Source organism: Enterobacter sp. N5-15 (assembly GCF_057221635.1).
In genome coordinates, this window is the sequence record NZ_CM170150.1 from 3,708,629 (window position 1) to 3,731,264 (window position 22,636).

General features: G+C 58.2%; 14 protein-coding genes. 7 read left to right on the plus strand and 7 right to left on the minus strand.

The window, feature by feature from the left end:
- The first annotated feature begins 1 nt into the window (after window position 1).
- A complete protein-coding gene (locus AC2TE5_RS17500; RefSeq protein WP_484612088.1) occupies window positions 2-469 on the plus strand; it encodes a hypothetical protein in 468 nt (155 codons plus the stop codon).
- Between the two features lie 147 nt (window positions 470-616).
- Here the strand turns inward: AC2TE5_RS17500 and AC2TE5_RS17505 are convergent, their stop codons facing one another.
- The 3 genes from AC2TE5_RS17505 to AC2TE5_RS17515 form a co-directional block, all read right to left on the minus strand.
- A complete protein-coding gene (locus tag AC2TE5_RS17505; RefSeq protein WP_484613356.1) occupies window positions 617-1,663 on the minus strand; it encodes a bifunctional transcriptional activator/DNA repair enzyme AdaA in 1,047 nt (348 codons plus the stop codon).
- On the minus strand, window positions 1,647-2,423 hold the full coding sequence (locus AC2TE5_RS17510; protein ID WP_484612089.1) for an isocitrate lyase/PEP mutase family protein: 777 nt from the start codon (window positions 2,421-2,423) through the stop codon (window positions 1,647-1,649). The genes AC2TE5_RS17505 and AC2TE5_RS17510 overlap by 17 nt, the downstream gene beginning before the upstream one ends.
- Before the next feature lie 138 nt (window positions 2,424-2,561).
- Window positions 2,562-3,347: a nucleotidyltransferase domain-containing protein gene (locus AC2TE5_RS17515; protein ID WP_484612090.1), complete on the minus strand. Its 786-nt coding sequence runs from the start codon at window positions 3,345-3,347 to the stop codon at window positions 2,562-2,564.
- A gap of 330 nt (window positions 3,348-3,677) precedes the next feature.
- Here AC2TE5_RS17515 and AC2TE5_RS17520 point away from each other — a divergent pair, with 330 nt between their 5' ends.
- Window positions 3,678-4,481 (plus strand): DUF4225 domain-containing protein, encoded by an 804-nt coding sequence (locus AC2TE5_RS17520; protein ID WP_193941637.1) that lies wholly within the window; start codon window positions 3,678-3,680, stop codon window positions 4,479-4,481.
- On the opposite strand, the gene AC2TE5_RS17525 is transcribed toward AC2TE5_RS17520, so the two are convergent.
- Entirely contained in the window at window positions 4,459-4,773 is a 315-nt protein-coding gene (locus tag AC2TE5_RS17525; RefSeq protein ID WP_484612091.1) for a hypothetical protein, read from the minus strand. The genes AC2TE5_RS17520 and AC2TE5_RS17525 overlap by 23 nt on opposite strands.
- A gap of 402 nt (window positions 4,774-5,175) precedes the next feature.
- On the opposite strand from AC2TE5_RS17525, the gene AC2TE5_RS17530 reads away from it, so the two are divergent.
- Both AC2TE5_RS17530 and AC2TE5_RS17535 read left to right on the plus strand, forming a co-directional pair.
- Complete coding sequence (locus tag AC2TE5_RS17530) at window positions 5,176-5,532, plus strand: hypothetical protein (protein WP_029740047.1); 357 nt, start codon at window positions 5,176-5,178, stop codon at window positions 5,530-5,532.
- Between the two features lie 174 nt (window positions 5,533-5,706).
- On the plus strand, window positions 5,707-6,264 hold the full coding sequence (locus AC2TE5_RS17535; protein WP_213328591.1) for a YceI family protein: 558 nt from the start codon (window positions 5,707-5,709) through the stop codon (window positions 6,262-6,264).
- Here the strand turns inward: AC2TE5_RS17535 and AC2TE5_RS17540 are convergent.
- Genes AC2TE5_RS17540 through AC2TE5_RS17550 form a run of 3 tightly spaced genes read right to left on the minus strand, consistent with a single transcriptional unit; the run spans window position 6,256 to window position 8,109 of the window.
- Window positions 6,256-7,047 (minus strand): anti-sigma factor family protein, encoded by a 792-nt coding sequence (locus tag AC2TE5_RS17540; protein ID WP_484612092.1) that lies wholly within the window; start codon window positions 7,045-7,047, stop codon window positions 6,256-6,258. The two genes, AC2TE5_RS17535 and AC2TE5_RS17540, sit on opposite strands and share 9 nt — an antisense overlap.
- On the minus strand, window positions 7,044-7,574 hold the full coding sequence (locus AC2TE5_RS17545) for a sigma-70 family RNA polymerase sigma factor (RefSeq protein ID WP_213328593.1): 531 nt from the start codon (window positions 7,572-7,574) through the stop codon (window positions 7,044-7,046). The genes AC2TE5_RS17540 and AC2TE5_RS17545 overlap by 4 nt, the downstream gene beginning before the upstream one ends.
- 7 nt (window positions 7,575-7,581) lie before the next feature.
- Window positions 7,582-8,109 carry a tetratricopeptide repeat protein gene (locus AC2TE5_RS17550; protein ID WP_213328594.1) on the minus strand — a complete coding sequence of 176 codons (528 nt, stop codon included), beginning with the start codon at window positions 8,107-8,109 and terminating at the stop codon, window positions 7,582-7,584.
- A 759-nt stretch (window positions 8,110-8,868) separates the two neighbouring features.
- On the opposite strand from AC2TE5_RS17550, the gene AC2TE5_RS17555 reads away from it, so the two are divergent.
- From AC2TE5_RS17555 to AC2TE5_RS17565, 3 genes are all read left to right on the plus strand, one after another.
- Window positions 8,869-18,951, plus strand: a complete 10,083-nt coding sequence (locus AC2TE5_RS17555) for a BapA/Bap/LapF family large adhesin (RefSeq protein ID WP_484612093.1) — start codon at window positions 8,869-8,871, stop codon at window positions 18,949-18,951.
- A gap of 80 nt (window positions 18,952-19,031) precedes the next feature.
- Window positions 19,032-20,435 (plus strand): TolC family outer membrane protein, encoded by a 1,404-nt coding sequence (locus AC2TE5_RS17560; protein ID WP_484612094.1) that lies wholly within the window; start codon window positions 19,032-19,034, stop codon window positions 20,433-20,435.
- Window positions 20,432-22,630, plus strand: coding sequence for a type I secretion system permease/ATPase (locus AC2TE5_RS17565; protein WP_484612095.1), 2,199 nt, complete (start codon window positions 20,432-20,434; stop codon window positions 22,628-22,630). Before AC2TE5_RS17560 ends, AC2TE5_RS17565 begins: the two co-directional genes overlap by 4 nt.
- The last annotated feature ends 6 nt before the right edge of the window (window positions 22,631-22,636 follow it).

Sequence of the window (22,636 nt, forward strand, 5' to 3'; positions counted from 1 at the left end):
TATGCAACAGGTTAATTCAATATCTCTGGTTAAGGTTCACGACGCTACCGATGTATCCCAGGCTCAATCTGACGTTGTGCTCAATGGTAAAAGCACGGGCATTATTGTACCGGGACAAGTGTTTGAAGCAGCGGTCCAGGTTAATGAGCTGCGTTACATCCTGTTTCTGACGGATGACATTATTTTTGAAGAATCCCTGACAATTGCCCTTATTGACGTTCATGACGGGCTTAAAGAAATTGTTCGTTTGGGAAATGAGTACTCGACAGGGAGTTTTGCGGATCTCCAGGTCACTGACGATAACGTGGATTTCAGGTTTATTGGTGATTATATCTGGTCACTGAAAGTATCAGATTCACCTCGCCTGAGGCTTCCTTTTGTTTCCGATCCCAAAGGAGTTAAACGGGAGTCTGGTCTGAAAAAGTACATAACGATATCTGCCGCACCGGCGTCGGGAAACGTAAGCTGAAGTCATTATTTAACAGAATGAAAAGGCTTTCCGCTGAGCTGGATAAATGCTCCTGATAAGTATGCAGACTTCGCATCTGATGAAGTCCTGAAAGCCCGCATGGCGCAAGCCCTGCGGGCTTTTTTGTACCCTCAACATGTCACGTCATTAAACATTATTTCTCTCATGCTCAATGAGCCATTCTTTGCGAGAAATACCCCCTCCGTAACCTGCCATCGCGCCATCTTTTCCAATTATCCTGTGACAGGGGATCACAATCGCAATCCGGTTTGCACCATTAGCAGCAGCGACGGCGCGCACAGCATTTGGCTTATTCATCCGTAGCGAAATGGCCTGATAGTGTGAAGTCTGTCCATAGGGAACGGCACGCAGCTCATGCCAGACGGAATGTTGAAAATCACTGCCCGGAGCATCTAAAGAGAGATCAAATTGTCGGCGTTTTCCGGCAAAATACTCGCTGATCTCTTTTACTGTCTGCCGGGTATGACTGTTTTCTCCGGTGACAATTCTGGCGTTAAATAAACGCTGGATATCGCGAAATTCTGTTTCTAACATCCGGCGATCGGTAAACTCCAGGAGACAGACTCCCCGCTCTGTCGCGCAGACAAACATAGGCCCAAGCGTGGTGGTAAACCGGTGAATAACAATCACCTGAGTTGTCTGAGTCGGCGCTGCGCCAGTAAGCCGCTTGTAGGTATAACCAAACCCGCTCAGTGATTCATAGCCATTGTCCAGCGCAACGTCAGTCGCCGCTCGTCCGCTTTTCAGCTCCTGCAGGGCAACGTTGACCCGCTGCATTCTCTGGAAAGCCTGAAAAGTGATGCCATGATGTTGCAGGAACCAGCGTCTTACCCGCTCCGGGCTGATCCCATGCTGACGAAGCTCCGCGTCAGCAACACGGGATTTGATATCGCGCCTGACAAGCGCAAGCGCCTGTTCAACAAATAATGGTGCGCTATGTGCATTTTCAGCGGGCCTGCAGACCTTACAGGGACGAAAGCCGTCCGCCAGGGCAGATTTGGCATCTTTATAAAATTCTACATTTTCGCGTTTGGGCTTTCGCGCCCGGCATACCGAAATGCAGAATACGCCAGTGGTTTTGACGCCTACAAAAAACACGCCAGTATATTCTGAAGCACGTTCAAGTAATGCCTGATACCAGATATCACACAAATTCTTATCGGTTATTTTCATCACCAAAAAGTCCTTCAAACGTCTGACGAGATCGGATCGCATGCATGACATCAGTCAGCGTTGACTGCATGGCTGAATGAACAAAATTGCCCATTGAAATGCGGCTTGCCCCGGCCAATTTCAGCCTGCTGAATGACGGAAGATTAGGCATACACATGACATTCAGAGGCAGACCCGTTGCCTCTGCAATGAGGCTGATGTCTCTCTCTGACGTCAGGCAGGGAACAAAAAGGCCGTCAGCACCTGCAGCTTTATATCTTTGCCCCCGTAATATCGTCTCCTGCAACGCATCTTCATGCCCAAGAAGGTACGTGTCAGTCCGGATGTTCAGAAACAGGCGGTAATTTTCGCTCCTCAGCGCATCGCATACTGTTCTCAGGTTACGGGAAAAATCAGAGACATCGTCGAGCTGACGCACCCCGTTTATGGCTCTGCTATCTTCGAGGTTAACGCCTGCGACGCCTGTCTGAGCAAGGCGCCTCAAATTGGCTGTTATCTCTTCGGCTGAATCACCATATCCTGCTTCCATGTCAACGCTCAATGGCAGGTTGCTGACAGCCCGGATCCGGGTGACCATATAAAATAACTCATCAAACGGCACTCCCTGCCCGTCTTCATACCCCAGCGTGGACGCTATAGCTGCACTGGATGTTCCGAGTACCTGATAGCCTGCTTTTTGCGCTGCGACAGCACTGGCGGCATCCCAGACGTTGGCGATAAGAAGAGGCTCATGCTGATAATGGAGTTCTGCAAAGTTCATATTCATACCCTCTCGATAGATTGAAAATGAATCTAAGCATTCAGTAAGAGCCTCACAACCGAAATTCAGACGACCATTTTTTAGCAAAGGTCGTCTGAACGCGGGGGCGGAGCAGACCAAAACCTTCCAGGGTCGGGTTCAAGCTTTCAGCATGGCAAGGAGCGCCCAACGTGCCGCATCGTCTGCGATATTTTCCGGGAGCGCATCAGCCCGCAGAGTGATATAAGCGTCAACAGCCTTTCTGATGGCCATGCTGACGGAGTCACGATCGTGCGTTGCCAGCGTGGAAATCAGCAGACCATCAGGATCAATGCTGAGGAATTCAATGCGGCGAACCCCACGTTGCGGAAGATTTGCACGACGGAACAGCATAGGTCCCAGCACTTGCTCCCGGAAGAATGACAGCATACCAATCGCTTCAAAGAGTTCGCCCCTTCCCAGCTTCACCACCGCATAATGAAGCCAGATCCAGGCTCGGGACTCAAACCACTCCGGCGTCATATTAGGCCAGTGAGCACTAAATTTTGCCAGTTGACGCTCCAGAGCAAGGTTATCACGGGTAAACAGCACTGCTGGCTCTTCAACGCGTTGAGTGAGCATTTCCAGGGTGACAAATTTCAGATCAACGTGAAGGAGTTCGGGGCCATACAGGCAGATAAGCAGACGAGGCTCTCCCACATGTTCTCCGGTGAAAGCATGGAGCAGATGGCCTAGTGTTCCGGCGAGCACAATACGCTGTGCCTGGATTTCGTCATAGTAGAGAGGGTCTACCACAACGACAAAATCGAGGTCGGAGTATTTATCGAACCCGCCATGAACAAGCGAGCCGCCAGCGAGAAGGGAGTGAATCCGCGAGTCAGCCTGAAATTTAAGCTTGAGTTGCTCTGTAAAACTTCTGTGTAAATCGGGTAACGTACTAAGCATACTTTTTCCTGTTCACAAAAAAGACAAAGCATTACAGAGTATCGCGCCGTGTATAGGCAGGCTAGATATTTTTTGCAGGAACTATAATGTTCTAAGAGGATTCTCCCGATGCGTTATATTGTCCTGTAAATTCGGAAAAATTTCTGGCCATCGTCGATTACTCCGATATCTGACTGACATAGTCGTACCAGTAAAGGCAACAAAGCAGTCTTTATGAGATTATGACACGGCCCTCTGCGTAGCTCTTGCGCTGCAAGAACATATGCAAACGAGTAAACATTGTTATATGCTTTTGGCCGGAGCTGTCATAACGCGTTGATGGGGGTATATATGGATATTTCGCTGCTTACAGGACAACAGACTAACGCATGGTCAGCGACCATGATTAATCTGGAAGCTCGTAAACTCATTAACACTGCAAACATGGTAGCAGCTAACCATCTCAAGGATGGACTCACCAGAATTCAGTTTATGGAAGACATTAAGACTTTTATAACTGAGCAATTTTCTCTTGCCCGCAAAGCGAAATCCGACGAAGAAGGGATTTCCTATATAAAAAATCTCAGGGCAGAGAACGAGAATCTTCTTGAACAAGATCGCCTGCTCAGAACGAAAGCAGCGCAGCTTTATGCCAGGGTTGAGTTCATCAAGGAAAACAATAAAGTTGTTGGCTATGTCATCTCCGCTGTACAGGTTGTTTTTGCTGGGTTACAAGCCGCAGGTGGATTACTCCTTGCGAGCTCAATGACTCCGGTCGGTGTGTTGTTAGGTGCCACACTAGTAATTGATGCGGCTAATACCGTATCCAGAGAAGTGAATAATCAATTACTGAACAAACCTGATTCGCAGGGATTTATCGCTGACACAGCGATGTCGGTTGCAGAGTTTATGGGATTTCGCGGTGAGACTGGTCTGGCTGCGTATAAAACGGTAAGCCTTGCTGCCAATGCTTACAGCGTATTTGGTTTACTTCGCAAACCTGGCTCCTGGCGTTTGTTTTATTTTATGCGCTCAGATTTTTACAGAAAAATGGACTCAATGAGTCGGCCAAAACTTACTATGAAAATCATCGGATATGGCATAAACGCAAAAATTGTTTTTGACTTACTGTCTATTGATAATAGCCCCTCTTAAATCGCCAGGCTTTATACGTTAATTTGAGAGGAGTCATCCAACAGAAGATGCCAAAGATAAACAGCACAGCAACGCCTGATGAGATGATATTTTCTCGGGAAGCGAAGCAAACAGCCAGCATGAACAGAACAGTAAGTACGACTGAAAGTATAACAGTCCCTTTAAACCGATTTGAAAGCGCAGGAAGCAAAATATCCAGCGTCGAACGCTGAGTATCCACATAGCGTTTAAGTTTTTGCAGCTCTTCTTTTGTGAAACCCGACTTAAGCAACGCTTCTTCCGTTATCGCCATGCCATTCCCCTTCTTCTAATCAAAGTCAGTATACCGTGATCTTTGCAAAAAAAAACCGACCAACAGGCCAGTAGTTTATAGTGTTACCCCTTGGCTTTGACAAACATCAACACCCTCTCCCCCCTCCTGTGCAAAATTACCCGTACCACCCAGCGCTACGGATTAGCCGCCCCAACCCGGAAGGAACCCCAACATGTACAAACCCATAACCGTCATAATTTTCATTCTCCTGACCCTCGCCGCCCTTGCTGAAATAGGCTTTTTATCCTTTGGATAATCCTCAGGCGAAATATCCCTCATCAGGGCACATTGATCTCATTACAGTTTTTTCCTAAAGCCATCCCGCTTCGCCTGTGCCATGCTGAATCACGCTCATAACCGATAACGTTAAATGAGGATATTATGAAAAAAACAATTATCGCATTATCTGCCGTTCTGCTGGCTTCCCCAGTATTTGCTGCGACCACACATGCAACTGACGATACCGTCGCTGCGGCGAACGCAAACGCCAACGAGGCGAAGCAAAAACTGCACGAAGAGCAGAACAAAGGTGAAGAGCTGAAGCTGAAACAGAAGCATGCTGCGGAAGGCAAAAGCGAGAGCCTGGGCAGCAAGGTCAGCGAAGATTCCCAGAAAGCCTGGCATAAAACCAAACAAGGCACCGAGAAAGGGTGGGATGCCACCAAAGAAGGCGCTGAGAAAGGCTGGAACAAAACCAAAGAAGGTGCCAGCGAGCTGGAAAAGAAAGTCACTGAGTAATCCCTTCGAAAGGCCGCGCAAGCGGCCTTTTTTATTCCCCGCAGCGCTGTGTTCTCAAGGCTACACTTGTCACCAGGTCCGGTTATCGCGCTCCGGTTGAAATAATGTCAACAAAGCCGAATAGATCCCGGAGGTGACGCGTTTACTCCCTGCCCCCCTAAAAGAGATCCTGAGATGCTGCGACGCCTGGTGATAGTGCTTGTTTTGGTTTGTCCGTGGGCGATGGCAGCCCCGAAGAGCTACATTATCGACACCGATAACACCGACATTCGGCTATCGTGGCATGCCTTTGGCGGCATCCTCTCCTGGGCGACGTTCAGCGGCGTGACGGGCGCCGTGACGCTCAATCCGGAGAACGACGTCGACGACCATATTCACGTCACCATTCCCGTAGCGACGCTTGTGGCGTCAAACAAGCTGCTCACCTGGCAGCTGAAAAGCGACATGTTTTTTGAATCTGAGCGTTATCCGACTATCGAGTTCATCAGCTCTCGCGTGGTCGCTCAGGGCGACGGGCGGTACAGGGTATTCGGCACGCTGACCGTGCGAAACATTGCCCGCCCGGTGATTCTGGAAGCCATCGTGAAAGACCCGCACGCCCAGGCTCTCACCCTGGATGCCACGACGGCGATCTCGCGCGCGTCCTACGGGATGGATAAGTTTGCGCTGGTGGTGGACGATCGTATTGCCATCGCCATTGCGATTAAGACGAACGACGTGCCGTCATCCTGAGATGAGCCGCTGTAGCTGCTCCGCGTTTCCCCGCAGGTGAGACGGCGGGTTACGGCCAATCAGGACAAACTGGTAGCCCGCCTCCTGCCACCACGCCAGGTTCATGCTGTGCCGCTGCTCCTGGCGCAGAGAGGCCGTCGTCTTCTCATCAACAGGAGAGATACAGAGCGCCATCGGGCCGTAGTCGGCGTTGATCCAGGCAATCTGCGCGATAGAGGTGGTTTCATAGCGCAGCATTCGCACCATTTTCAGCTCAGCCCCCTGCAGGACAAGCTGCGACATTTGCAGCTTCATGCCGATGTCCTGCGCGGCCCGTTCCAGCCCGCGCTGCAGGACCGGCGTTGCGCTGTCCATATCCAGCAGCGTCTCGACGCTGTACAGGGACATATATTGCGCTTCCAGGTCGCGAATGTGGGCGTTCTCATCCGCCGGCACGGAAGCGGGCCTCAGCAGGTAGCCCAGCCCGGAGCCGACCATCAAGAAGCTGACCGAGGCGGCAATCAGCGCCCGCCTGCTGACGCCTGCCGGCGTGGAGGACTGTGGCTCGGGAATCGCTGCCAGACGCGCCTGCATTGTCTCCAGAGGGGCGTCATCCAGCAGGGAGGCAAACGCCCCGGCGAAATCCTGGCTGCTTTTCATCAGTTCGGCGGTTCGCCCGGAGAGGCGTTCGTCACTTTTCATCTGTTCTTCAAATTGCTGCGCGTCGGCGCGGCACATCTCGCCATCTATCCATGCCACGATAGCGTCGTCGTTGTAAGGCGGTGCAAAACGGTGCGAGTTCAAGAGCGTTTCTCCTTTACCGGAGGCAGAGCGTCAGCGGACCTGGCAAGCCGAGCCCGTGCCGTTACCAGGCGGCTCATCACGGTACCGATTGGCACCGCCAGGGTCTCCGCCGCCTCCTGGTAGGTAAAGCCTTCGACATAAACCAAAAATACCGCGTTGCGCTGGGCTTCAGGCAGCGCGTTCACGCGCTGCATCACCTTCAGGTAATGCAGGCGCGTCTCATCCTGTTCGCGGGTGTCCGGCGCCAGAAGCTCATCGCTGGCCACAAATCCCTGCCCCTGACGCACGTGTCGCGCCCGAAGCTCAGAGATCCAGATGGAGTGCAGTATCGCGAACAGCCACCTGTCGATGCGCGTGCCCGGCGTATACTGGCTGCTCCTTTCAAGCGCACGCACGCAGGTGGACTGAACCAGCTCTTCGGCGATATCCGTGTTTCGCGACAGCACCAGCCCATAGCGCCAGAGACGCGACAGGTGTGCCGCTAACTGTTGACGAACCTCACTGGTAGCGATGTGTTTTCCCTCCACGAGAAAATCAGGATTCCGGATGTCCGTTGATGGCGGCCTGCAGGTCACGGTACTCTTCGCAGGACTGGCCACAAATACCGGCAATCACCTTCAGCTGTTCTTTCGCGAGGTCAGGACGTCCTTTTACCATCCACGCTTCACCGAGATATTCCCGGGCTTTGGCATAATCCGGTGCGATAGCCAGCGCGCGCTGGTAGTAACCAATACCTTCGTCCGTGCGGCCAAGTTTACGCGTGGCGAACCCGCGATAGTTCCACGCTTCAGCCGTATTGCCATTTTTCAGCGAATCAAGCAGATTCAGCGCCGCCTGGTACTCGCCTTTTTTCGCGAGATGGTACGCATAGTTGGTTTTGTCCTGGTCGCTGAGGCTGCTGCTCTTGTCCGGCACACATTTCTGGGTGGCGCTGTCATACACCTGTCCGGAAGGACAGTCGGGCGTTTTGCTCTCGGTACTATTATTGCCCATTGCCAGCGCCAGGGGGGAAAGCAGGGAAAAAATCAGCACCGGGATCAAACGAAGCGAGGTCGTGTTCATATAAAGCTCCAGGGTAAGAAGGGAGTGACGTCAGTAAACGCCCGACTGACGAGTTTTATTCATTCTCCCCGTAATTTTTTTTCTGTCGCAAAATCATGCTGACGTCGTAGGCCCAACGAAAATGAACCAGGCTATTTTATCCTTGCCTTAACGTTATTATTTTCGCGTGATAGCAGAATTTTAACCCTACATAAGAATATATTTCATTGCGCAAGTGACATAATATATTTTATATCAAAAACGTTACCCTAACTTAAATGAATATTAAGTGTGATTAAACAATGACGTTTTACATTATATCCAAAATGCCCCCTACCAATTATCATACTGCCTAAACCACATTAATAATCAACATCGCAATGTGAAATTAAAATCATATAAAACAGATAGTTACAGCAATGCAATTATTTGCAATACGAATATATTAATGCCCTCTTCACTGTTTCCGCACTTATTTACGAAAGCTTAATTTGCACAACATGTGTTTTCTGTCTATATCATTTTTATATCCTCAAAAATAATTCCTCTATTAATTACAGGGTTTTACAAAACATAAAATACGAAAAAAACGGTTCTCTTTCATAAGAAATTAGATTCGCTCTGATGTTGCCACTCTAAATCCTGGCGGGCATCGTGCGCGCTAAAAACAACGGTCAGTGCTGCGTAATAACAGCGACTGCGCCGGGGCGCCCTTTACCTTCTGCAGAGATGGCTCGTCTTGCTCGCCGTTCATGACACATCTGCTGGAGTAATACCTAAATGAGCCAAATCTCTGTTATATCGAAACTTACTGGCGTGGAAACGACCACGGAAGGCACGCAGGTTACGCTGAGCCATTCCTCTATCGTTGAGCTTCATGTCGAGCGAGCGAGCGTCTCCCACTTCGCGCGAAGTGGTAACGATCTGCTGGTTACGCTGCACTCCGGCGAGGTGATCACCCTTAAAAATTTCTACGTCACGGACGCGCAGGGCGTGAGCCAGCTAGTACTGCAGGACAGCAACGGCGCATTATGGTGGATCGAAGATCCGACCGGAGTCGCCACGTACGAATCTATCGCGTCTACGGACGTGCTGCTCGCGGCCTCCGGGAGTGACGCCGGTGCCGCCGCCATCTGGCCTTGGGCACTGGGCGGCATTGTCGCAGCGGGCGGCATCGCGGCGGCGGCAAGCACCGGCGGAGGTGGTGGCGGCAATAACAATGGCACCAACCCCAACATACCTGTCGATCCTGCCGATCCGGATACAACACCGCCGAATCCGCCTTCCGGTCTTACGTTCTCTTCAGATGGCAAAACCGTTACCGGTACCGCCGAACCCGGCAGTACCGTTACGCTGAAAGACGCAAACGGTAATGTTATTGGCACAGGAAAAACGGGCAGCGATGGCAACTTTACCGTCTCTCTCGGCACACCGTTGACCAACGGCGAGCAGGTGACCGCCACCGCGACGGATAACGCCGGGAATACCAGCCCGGGCACAACGCTCAACGCGCCGGACATCACCGCGCCCGATGCGCCAGCAATCACCAGCGTAACGGACGATATTGCCCCGCAGACGGGGACAGTCAGCAACGGCGGCAGCACCAACGATCAGCGTCCGCAGCTTACCGGCACCGGCGAAGCGGGCTCGACCGTGACGATTTATGACGGCGGCGTCGCTATTGGTACGGCGGTGGTCGCCAGCAACGGCACCTGGACCTTTACCCCGTCGGTTGACCTGAGTGAAAGTACTCACCAGATTACCGTGCGGGCAACCGACGCCGCCGGCAACACCGGGCCAGCCTCACCGGTGTTTACACTGACTGTGGATCTTACCCCGCCGGACGCACCGACCGCGATTGTACTGACCGACGATACGGGCAATATCAGGGGAACCATCACGTCGGTCGCACCTACCGATGCTTCGCTGCCGATCCTGGCGGGAACGGGCGAGCCCGGTGGGACCATCACCATCTATGATAACGGCGTGGCGATTGGCACAACGACGGTGCTGCCCAACGGCACCTGGAGCGTTACCCCAGACGGTCCGCTCCCGGACGGGACGCACTCAATTACCGTCACTGAAACCGATGCCGCCGGAAACCAGAGCACGGCCTCAGAGCCTGTCATCTTCACCGTGGACACCACGCCGCCGTTAGCCCCTGGAAACCTCGTGGTGTCGAATGATGGCGGCACCATCAGCGGTATAGCGGAGGCAGGCAGCACGGTGACCATCCGTGAAGATGGCGTCACCCTTGGCACCGCTGTTGTCGATAGCCAGGGCAACTTCAGCCTGACGCTGACCCCACCGAAACTCAACGGCGAAATCCTGACCGCCGACGCCACCGACGCGGCAGGCAACACGGGGCCTGCCACCTCCGCGGCGTCACCGGATATTACCCCACCGCAGGCACCAATTATCGTGTCTGTGATTGATGACGTGCAGGCCACCACCGGCCCCGTAGGCCCTAACGGGATTACCAACGACCGGGCGCCGACCGTGAACGGAACGGGCGAGGCGGGCTCGACCATCACGATTTATAACGGCAGCGATGTCCTCGGTACGACGGTTGTTCCCTCCTCCGGCCTGTGGAGCTTTACGCCGCCCGCACCGCTGACCGATGGCACGTACGTGCTGACGGCAACGGCGACGGATCCCGCCGGTAACCCGAGCGGAATATCAACCGCGTGGACAATTAACGTCGACGGGACGGCACCCGGCGCCCCGGTTATTTCACAAGTCGTGGACGATGTCCCCGGGCGTACCGGCTCGCTCGATATTAATGAGACCACCAACGACGCCACCCCGACGCTCAGCGGTACCGCCGAACCAAACGCGACGGTCACCGTCCGCGTGGACGGTGTTGCTATTGGTACGACCGTCGCCAATGGCCTTGGCGTATGGATCTTTACGCCTTCCTCGCCGATCGGTGAGGGTCCGCACGCCCTGACCGCCGTAGCGACCGACGCGGCAGGTAACACCAGCGGCGTCTCCAACACCTGGACTCTGACAGTTGACAGCGTCGCGCCTGCCGCTCCGGTGATTACCCAGGTGATAGATGATGTGCCGGAGCGCCTCGGTGCGCTCACCTCCAACGACAGCACCAACGACACCACCCCCACGCTCAACGGCACGGCTGAACCGGGATCGACAGTCACCATCCGCCTGGATGGCACCGATCTTGCCACGGTTCCGGTCGACAACAACGGCGCGTGGAGCTATACCCTCACTACGCCTCTAGGCAGCGGGCCTCATACCTTTACCGTTGTCGCCACCGACGCGGCGGGGAACACCAGCCAGCCGTCAAGCGGCTTCACCCTGACCGTCGATACCACACCGCCAACAGCAGCCACCATCGCCACCGTGACCGATGACGTCGGCGGCGTTCAGGGCACGCTCAGCAGCGGCGATACCACGGATGACACCAAACCGCTGCTGCAGGGCTCCGCCCCGGCGGATGCGGTAATCACCGTTTATGACGGCGCCACCCTGCTCGGCACCGCCACCCTCGACGGCAGCGGCGGCTGGAGCTTTACGCCCGTTACCCCGCTCACCGACGGCCCGCATTCCCTGACGGTTCACGCCACGGATGCCGCTGGCAATACCACCATCTCCAGCCCGTTTGTATTGACGGTAGATACCGTCGCGCCTGCCACGCCGGATATCCCGACAATTACCGTCAATCCTGGCGGCACAGAAATACCGCTGAACCCGGGCGAAACCACCCGCGACACCACGCCAACCCTGAGCGGTACCGGCACGGCGGGCGATACCGTGACGATCTACAACGGCGGCGTCAAACTTGATGATGTCATCGTGGACGGTACCGGCCACTGGACCTGGACACCATCAACCCCGCTGCCTAACGGCACCTATGACATTACCCTGACCGTCACCAACATGGACGGTACGGGCAACGAAAGCGCCCCGTCGCAGCCGGTCACCATCACCATTGATACCGACCCGCCTGCCACGCCTGCGGCACCGACCGTCACCGACAGCGTCACCCAGATCACCGGCCCCGTTCCCGATGGCGGAACCACCAACGATCCGCGCCCGGTCCTGAGCGGCACCGGGACGCCGAACGACGTAATCAACATCACTGACACGGTCAACGGCGGCACGCCAACCGTCGTTGGCACCGTCACGGTAGACAGCAACGGCAACTGGAGCTGGCGCCCTGGCAGCGACATTGCGGAGGGCAGCCACGTCTATACCGCCACCGCCACCGATGAGGCGGGCAACGTCTCTGACCCGTCGCCAGCGATTACGATCACCGTGGATACCCTGGCGCCGGATACGCCGGTCATTAGCGCCGTCGGCGGTGAGCCGAACGGCGGCTACATCACGGATACCACACCGACAGTCGGCGGAACCGGCGTTAACGGTGAGACGGTGATCGTCTACAGCAACGGCGTCGAGCTGGGCCGTGTCGTGGTGGTGAACGGAGAATGGAGCCTGACGCTTCCAACGCAAACGGACGGCCCGCTAAACATTACCGTGGCGGGCGTAGATGCAGCGGGCAACGTCAGCGCCCCGAGTTCGATCTTTACCGTGACGCTCGATACCGTTGCGCCTGGGATACCGCAGATTAATGCCGTTTCAGACAGCCAGCTCACCAACAACGTGCTCTACACCCGCGACGGCACGCCGACCCTTACCGGGACCAGCGAACCCGGCACCACCGTTATCGTCTCCATCGATGGTACCCCGTCGGGCGTGCCGGTGACGATACAGCCGGACGGCAGCTGGAGCTGGACCGCCGGTACTACGCTGTCGGATGGTTCGCATACCTTCACTGTCTCCGCTACCGATCCTGCGGGTAACGCCTCAGGAAGTTCAGCACCGCTGAGCGTGACGGTGGATACCCTGGACCCAGCCGCCCCGGGCAATCTTAGCCTTGCTCAAGAAGGTACGCCGCTGACAGGCACCGCCGAAGCAGGCGCACTCATCACCGTTAAGGATAGCGGCGGTAACGTCATTGGTACCGGGGTTGCGACCGGCGGCAGCTTCTCCATCGCGGTCAGCCCGGCCCCGCTGGATGGCGCGACCCTGACCGTGACCGCAACCGATGCGTCCGGACGTACCAGCCCTGATGCGACTTACAATGTCACCGGTACGCTTCCGAATCTTCCTGACGTGCCCGCGATCACGGCGATCAACGACGACGTCGCCCCAATCACAGGCGACGTGAAGGACAAAACCACCAACGACACTACCCCAACCCTCACCGGTACGGCTCAGGCGGGCAGCCTGATCACCATCTATCTGGACGGTAGCACGACGCCATTGACGACGGTAACCGCCGACGGCAGCGGCAACTGGAGCTATACGCCACCCGCGCTTGGCGAGGGACTGCACACCTTTGAGGTGACCGCGACCCTCAATAACCTGACCAGCGGCCGCTCTCCGGCGGCCAGCGTCACCGTCGACCTTACCGCGCCGGGCACGCCAACTATCGGCGCGGTGATTGACGATGTCGGTCCGGGCACCGGCCCGCTGACCAGCGGCCAGACTACCAACGACAACCAGCCGACCCTCACCGGCACCGGCGCGGTGGGCGATACCATCTCCATCTACAACAACGGCGTGCTGCTGGGCAGCGTGGAGGTCGGCAACACCGGCACCTGGAGCTATACGACGCCTGCCCTGACAGAGGGCAACCATGTCCTGACCATCCGCGAAACCGATCCGGCAGGAAACCAGAGCGGTCCTTCGGCGGGCTTCACCGTCGTGGTGGACTCCGTTTCCACCACGCCGGTTATCACCAACGTCACGGATAACGTCGGTAACGCCGCCACTACGGTGGTTAGCGGCAGCGAAACGAACGACGCCACGCCAACCCTTTCGGGGACTGCGGATGCAAACAGCGTGGTGACCATTTTCGACGGCGGCACGCAGATTGCCGTGGTCACGGCTGACATCAACGGCGCATGGACGTTTACCCCTGACACCGCGCTCGGCGAAGGCTCGCACAGCTTCACCGTCCGAGCGACCGATCCGCAGGGCAACGTCAGCGCGGTCTCTGCCCCCTGGAGCGTGGTGGTTGACCTGACGGCACCGACGGTTCCGACGCTGGATACGGTAAATGACAACGTCCCTGGCGGCGTTACGGGCAACCTCACCAGCGGGCAGACGACCAACGACAGCACCCCTACGATTAGCGGCACCGGGCTGGCGGGCAGCACCATTCACATCATGAACAACGGCACGCAGATTGGTACTGCGGTTGTTGACGGAAGCGGCAACTGGACCTTTACGCCGACCGCGCCGCTGGGCGACGGCAGCTACTCCCTACGCGCATATGCAACGGATGCTGCAGGCAACGCCTCGGCGAACTCGTCGGTCTTTGCCTTTACCATTGATACCGCGGCCCCTGGCGTACCGGTGGTGACCAGCGTGATTGACGATGTCGGTCCGGTCACCGGGGCGCTCACGTCAGGCAACAGCACCAACGACGCGCGTCCAACCTTCAACGGCACGGGCGACGTGGGTTCTACCGTGCACGTGATCGTTGATGGCACCGAAATTGGCACTGCGGTGGTGAATGCCCAGGGCAGCTGGACCTTCACCCCGGGTACCGATCTGCCCGACGGGCCGCACGCCATCACCTTCAACGCCACCGACGCGGCTGGCAATACCGGCAGCACGACGACGCCGTTTAACCTGACGGTGGATACGGGCGTGCCGTCGGCACCGGTCATTTCGACCGCGGGTGACAACGCGGGTAGCATTCAAACCCCGCTCACTTCCGGGCAGAGCACCGACGACACCACGCCGACGCTGAACGGCACCGCGACCGCCAACGCCACGGTCACCGTTTATGAAAACGGGCAGCCGGTCGGCACCGTTCAGGCGGACGGTACCGGCGCATGGAGCTTTACGCCGTCAACGCCGCTGGCTAACGGCAGCCATACCTGGACCGCCACGGTCACCGATGCAGCGGGCAACGTCAGCCCGACCTCGCCGAACTTTACCCTGATTGTTGATACCGCGGCACCGAACGCGCCGGTAATCAGCCAGGCGATAGACGACGTAGGCAGCATCACCGGCCCGCTCACGTCCGGGCAAACAACCGACGATACGGTACCGCGCCTTGTCGGGACCAGCGAACCGTTTGCCACCGTGAAAATCTATGAGGGAACTACGCTTGTCGGAACGGGCACCGCGGACGGCAACGGAAGCTGGAGTATCTTGCTCAACACCACGCTGACGGCGGGCGCGCACAGCTTCACCGCGCAGGCGACGGATGCGGCGGGCAACACCAGCGTGTCGTCCACCAGCTTCAGCCTCACCGTCGACACCACGCCGCCTGCGCTGCCGGTGCTGACCAGCATTCTGGATGACGTGGGCAATGCGCCAACGCCGGTTGCGAACGGCGGGTTCACCAACGACGCGCAGCCGACCCTCACCGGTACGGCGGAAGCGGGATCGACGGTGAAAATCTTTGATAACGGCGTACAAATCGGCAGCGTGACGGCAACCGGCGGGGCGTGGAGCTTTACGCCATCCCCGGCGCTGAGCAACGGTCCGCACAATTTGACCTTTACCGCCACCGATGCGGTGGGCAACGCCAGCTCGCCTACCGCCGGGTATGTGATTAACGTCGATACCCTCGCGCCGGGCGCGCCGGTCATCAGCTCGGTCATTGATGATGTCGGCAGCGTCACCGGGCCGGTGACCGGTACGAATCCGACCAACGACACGCGCCCAACGCTCAATGGGACAGCCGAAGCGAATGCCACGGTGCGGATCTACGATGGCATCACGCTGGTGGGCACGGTGACCGCCGACGGCAGCGGCAACTGGACCCTGCCGCAAACCACCACGCTGACGCAAGGCACGCATAACTTCACCGCCACGGCCACCGATGCGGCGGGCAACACCAGCGTGGCGTCAGCCGTGACGACCATTATCGTCGATACGACCGCCCCAACGGCGCCGACCGGGACCTTCAACGCCGACGGTAGCGTCCTGACCGGGACTGCGGAAGCAGGCAGCACCGTCTCTATCCGCCTTGCGGACGGCTCGACGGTGACCGCCATTGCGGGCAGCAACGGCACCTACAGCTACACCTTCATTAACAAACAGATCGAAGGCCAGACGCTGCAGATCACCGCCACCGACGCCGCTGGCAACGCCTCGCTGCCGGGCTCTGCCCTTGCGCCGGTGGTGCCGTTCTCCGCCAGTAATAACGTCGAAGAGCTGAACCTCAGCACCACGGCAACCGTGACCAACAGCCAGTACAGCGATTACGGCTTCCTGCTGGTCGGCGCCGTGGGCAACGTCCTGACGCTGCTGGGCAATGATACCGCCCAGGTGAACTTCACGGTGGGCAGCGGCGGCAGCGCGGATATCGTGGTGAACGCCAACGCTACGGGGGCGGTGCTTTCTCTGCTCAATACCCTGGAGCTGGTGGTTCAGCATTACGTCAACGGTGCGTGGACCACCGTGGTGGATACCGGCCAGCCGCAGTTTGCCGATCTGCTGACCCTCGGCGCAACCGGCGTATCGCTGAACCTCAGCGGGCTGGCTGACGGCAACTATCGCGTGCTCAGCTACAACACCAACCTGCTGGCGACCGGCTCCTACACCAGCCTCGACGTGGCGGTAAAAGAGACCGGTCCAGGTACGGTCACGGGCGATACCAGCCTCAACGGCAACGTGATCCTCGATACGGACCCGACCGCCGGCAGCGACAACGCGCCGGCCGGAACCACTATCTCCGCGGTCACTAACGCCCAGGGCATCACCACCAGCGTGAACGCCGACGGCACGGTGATCCAGGGCAAATACGGTACGCTGACCATCAACCGCGACGGCAGCTACACCTATAACCTGACCGATACCAGCGCCGCGGTCATTGGCCGGACGGAGAGCTTCACCTACACCATCACCCACAACGGCGTCAGCGCGTCGGCGCAGCTGGTACTGTCTCTGGGTGCCGGTACGGTAATCAACGGCATTGTGGCGGTGGACGACACGGCCTCGCTGACTTTCGACACCAGCGTGCACGAAATCAATAACGGCGCCTCGTCTCAGGGCGGCTTTACCCTGGTGGGCATTAATCTCGGCAGCACGCTGGGGCTTAACCTGCTCGACGACATGACCAACCCGATTATCTACAACGTGGAGGAAGGCACGACACGCACCATGACCATCCAGGCCTCCGTGGGGGGCGTGGCGCTGGCGTCGGTATTCGATCTGTACGTCTATAAGTTCAACAACGCCACCCAGACCTTCGAGCAGGTTCGCGTCGAGTCGGGCTGGCTGCGCGCCCCGCTGCTGGGGGGCACGTCATCCCAGCTGACGCTGAATCTGCCCGCCGGGGAGTACCTGTTCTTACTCAATACCGCATCGGGGATCGCCGTCCTGACGGGCTACACGCTGAGCGTCCTGCAGGATCATGTCTACAGCGTGGCGAGCATCAGCGAAACCACCACGGGCGACGTGCTGGCGAATGACCCTGTTCCGGCGGGCACCGTGGTCACGGAAGTGAACGGCGTGACGGTCAACAGCAGCGGAACAACCGATATTCAGGGGGAATACGGCACGCTGACCATTAATTCGTCCGGCCAGTACACCTATACCCTGAGAAGCGGCGTGGGGGCGGACCATATCAGCACGCCGGACACCTTCGTCTACACCGTGACCGCGCCTGACGGCTCGAAGGATACGGCATCGCTTAACATCACCCCAACCGCGCGGGCGATGGATGCGGTGAACGATGTCAGCAGCACGATGGACCTCACCTCGGTGCACCACACGTCGGTCTACTCGGATACCACCGTGGGCGTCGCCAACTGGACGACGGCGCTGTTTTCATCAACCCAGGGCTCCGGCAGCGGAACTTTCGTGGTCGACCCGAACACCGCGCTGCACAACGCGTCGCTGCACTTTAGCGTGGCCTCGCTGCTGGCGCTGGGCGGGCTGACGGTGAACTGGACAATCAGCGACGGCTCGGGCGTGATCCGCAGCGGCTCCTTTAGCGGCGGCTCGCTGCTGGGCGGCAGTATCGACGTCCCGCTGACCGGGCTGGATCTCAACGCCGGGACCTATACGCTGAACTTTACCGGTAGCGTCCCGGGGCTGAGCGTCGGGACCATCACCATCACGCCTAGCGTGAACGGCACCACCTACTCGCTGAGTGATTTCGACGTCACCGGCAGCCACACCGTCAACGGCAATATCTTTGACGGCACCGACTCTGGCGGCGTGCTGGATCAGCTCCACTCGGTGGATACCCGTCTGAGCGTGACCGGTTATAACGGCGTGGCCACCACGCTGGATCCGTATACCGGCAGCGCAACGGTGAACATCACCGGCCATTACGGCATCCTGGCGATCGGCGCTGACGGTCATTACACCTATACCCTCAACAGCGGGGTATCGCTCTCATCCATGACGTCGAAGGAGACCTTCAACTACACCCTGACCGATTCTACCGGGAGAACGGACAGCGCCACCTTGACCATCAATATGGCGCCGCAGTTCATCAGCTCGGAGCATAACGACGCCATCACCGGTACGGCCTACGGCGATACGCTGATTTACCAGGTGCTGAACAGTACGGTAGGGAATGCCACGGCGGGTAACGTCAGCAGCACCGCGGGCGATCACTGGACCGGCTTCTCGCTGGCGCAGGGGGACAAGATCGACATCGGCGATCTGCTGGTGGGCTGGAACGGTAGCGCCTCGACGCTGGGGAATTATCTCCATGTCACTAATAGTAATGGCAATACCGTGATCTCCATCGACCGTGACGGTACAGGGAGCACCTACACTAATACCACGCTCGTTACGCTTGATGGCGTTCAGACCACCTACGACGAGCTTGTTAACCAGCAGCACATCATTACCTGATAGCACCTGCAAGAGATGACCCGGGCGCACAGCGCCCGGGCATAAATAATAAAGCTATATTTTTTTAATAGGGACATGACATGGGAATGAAGATGCCTTACTGGTGGCTTTCGTGCTGCCTGATATCTGTGCCCGCTCTCTGCGCGAACCCGGCGGCAATCATCAATACCGGACAGCTTCGCGAAACGCAGGAACTCCCCTCGCTCAATGGCCGCGTCGCCCCTGCGGCTGGCAAAGCCGCCCCCGGTTCATTGCAGCTAGGCGAGGCCGTCAACCGCGCCGTCACCTGGCACCCGGCCATCAGCGAAGCCGTGGGAAAACTCTATGAACAGAGCGAAGAGGTGGACGTCGCTAAATCAAAATACTATCCGCAGATTAATGCCGGCGTGGACAGCGGTTATTCCCATGACGGCGATCAGAACGGCTTTACGCCGTCGCTTGTGCTCTCTCTCTCACAGATGCTCTACGACTTTGGCAAAGTGGCCAGCCAGGTGCGCGCCGAGAGCGCCGGCGTTGCCCAGCAGCAGGCCAACGTGCTGGTGAGTATCGACACTATCGCCCACGATACCGCCATCGCCATGGTGCAGGTGCAAACCTTGCAGCAGATGGTCGACACCGCTAAAGAACAGCTCGACGCCCTCTCCTCTATTGGCACGCTGACCCGCCAGCGTAACGACGAAGGGGCCACGTCGCTCTCTGACGTGGTGCAGACCGATGCGCGCATTGAAGGCGCGCGCGCCCAGCTGATGCAGTACCAGGCCAGCCTGGACAGCGCCCGCGCCACGCTGATGAGCTTTCTCGGCTGGAACAGCCTGAACGCCATCAGCAATGACTTTCCGCAAAAGCTGGGCCGGAGCTGCGACATCGCCGAGCCGGATGACCGTCTGGTGCCTGCGGTGCTTGCCGCCTGGGCGCAGGCTAACGCCGCCCAGGCTAACCTCGACTACGCCGACGCGCAGATGACGCCAACCGTCTCGCTGGAGCCGGAGGTGCGTCACTACATGAACGATCGCTACGCGGGGAGTGAAACGCGGGATCGCACCCAGTATTCCGCCTGGGTGAAAGTGCAGATGCCGCTCTACCAGGGCGGCGGCCTCACCGCCCGGCGTAACGCTGCCGGACACGCGGTGGAGGCGGCGCAGTCCACCATTCAGCGTACGCGTCTTGATGTCCGCCAGAAGCTGCTGGAAGCCCGCAGCCAGGTGGTGAGCCTGCAAAGCACGCTGCAAATCCAGGGCCGCCAGGAGGCCCTCAGCGCCCGCACCCGCGAACTGTACCAGCAGCAGTATCTCGATCTCGGCTCGCGCCCGCTGCTCGACGTGCTCAACGCCGAGCAGGAGGTCTATCAGGCGCGCTTCACCCAGCAGCAGACCCTCGGTCAGCTGCACCAGCTGCAGCTCAACTGCCTGTATAACACCGGGCAGTTGCGTCATGCGTTCGATCTTGATAACCGCACCATCCAGACCGTGGAGATCCAGCCATGAAGCAGCGTGATATCCCGCAAGGTGAAAACATGACGGATGAGGCGCTGGCGCAGTGGGCGCAGGCCTTTGGTTTTGTCGCCACGCGCTACCGCGTCGCCTGCTCTCCCGGCGCGCTGCTGGCAGGTGCGCCGTGGCTAAAAGGCAAACCGATGGTACCCGCCCTCACCCAGCTGGCCCGCGAGGCGGGGCTGTCGTTTCAGCTCCTTACCGACGATCGGCAGGCGATCAACAGCTGGCGTCTGCCGGTGGTGGTGGCGATGCATGACGGCAGGATCGGCGTGATCGAGCATTTCGACGGGGACGATACGCTGGAGGTCAGCTTTTTCGGCGATGAGACCTACACCAACCGGCTGTCGATGACGGCGATGCTGCCCGCTATCCGCCACGTTATTGCCCTGCGTCCTCTCGCCGCGCTGAAGGACAGCCGCGTGGACGCCTATATTTCAAAATACCGCCCGGACTGGCTCTACCGGCTGGTGATGCGCGACCTGCGCCCCTACAGCTGGGTCATGCTGGCCGCCCTCTTTATCAACGTGCTGTCGCTCTCCGGGATCGTCTTTTCCATGCAGGTCTATGACCGGGTGATCCCCGCCCAGTCCTACCCGACGCTTTACGTCCTGACCATTGGGGTGCTGATTGCCACCCTGTTTGGCTTTGTGCTGCGCGTGGCGCGCGGGCACATTATGGATCTGCTGGGCAAGCGCTCGGATATGCGCGTTTCGGATCGCGTCTTCGGCCACGCGCTGCGGCTGCGCAACAGCGCTATTCCCCGCTCCACCGGCAGCTTTATCTCCCAGCTGCGCGAGCTGGAGCAGATCCGCGAGATGGTGACCTCGTCCACCATCTCAACGATTGTCGACCTGCCCTTCTTTTTACTGTTCGTGGTAGTGCTGGCGATCATCGCTCCGCAGCTGGCGTGGATCGCCCCGGTCGCCGCGGTGATCATGGTCCTGCCCGGCCTGTTGATGCAGAAGAAGCTGGCGGAGCTGGCGAAGCAGTCAGCCCATGAATCGACCCTGCGCAACGCGGTGCTGGTGGAGAGCGTGCAGGGGCTGGAGGACATCAAGCTGATGCAGGCGGAAAACCGCTTTTTGCAGCAGTGGAACAGCTATATCCAGATCACCGCGGAATCCGGCCTGCGCACCCGCGAGCTGACGCAGAACCTGATCAGCTGGGGGATGACCATCCAGAGCCTGGTCTATGCCGGAGTGATTGTGGTCGGCGCCCCGATGGTGATCGACGGCACCCTGACCACCGGCTCGGTGGTCGCCGCGTCGATGCTGGCCTCCCGCATGATCGCCCCGATGGCGACGCTGTGCGGCGTGCTGGCCCGCTGGCAGCAGGTCAAAGCGGCAAAAGAGGGGCTGGACAGCATCATGCAGCTTCCCACCGAAAACCAGCGCGAGGAGACGCCGATCCGCCAGGACGTGCTGCGCGGTCACTACCTCTTCGAGCAGGCGCAGTTCCGCTATCAGCCGGACGATCCGCGCATGGCGCTGCGCATTAACCGGCTGGAGATCCGGCCGGGTGAAAAAGTGGCGATTCTGGGGCGCAACGGCGCGGGCAAATCGACCCTGCTGCAGGCCATGGCGGGCGGGATGGATCTGGCGGCCGGCGAGCTGCGGCTTGATAACTTCAGCCTGCCGCATCTCGACGTCGCCGACGTCCGGCGCAACGTCGGCTTTATGACCCAGAACGCCCGGCTGTTTTACGGCACCCTGCGCGAAAACATCACCCTCGGCATGCCGCGCGCCACTGACGAAGAGATTTTCGAGGCGCTGGAGCTGACAGGCGCGGCAGGCTTTGTGCAGAAACTCCCAAAAGGACTGGACTACCCGATCATGGAAAACGGCGTGGGGTTATCCGGCGGGCAGCGGCAGTCGATTCTGCTGGCGCGAATGCTGCTGCGCGATCCGAATATCGTGCTGATGGATGAACCCACCGCGTCGCTGGACGAGCACACCGAGCGGGAATTCATCCAGCGTCTGGGCGACTGGCTCGGGCATCGCACCCTGATTGTCGCCACGCATCGCGTGCCGGTGCTGGAACTGGTGGAGCGCGTCGTGGTGTTGAAAGAGGGGATGCTGGTGATGGACGCGCCAAAAGCCCAGGCGCTGAACAACAGCCGTATGCAGCAACAGCAGCAGCAGGCAGCAACCGGAAGGGAGTGGAAAAATGAAAATCAGTCAGCGTGACGTGGC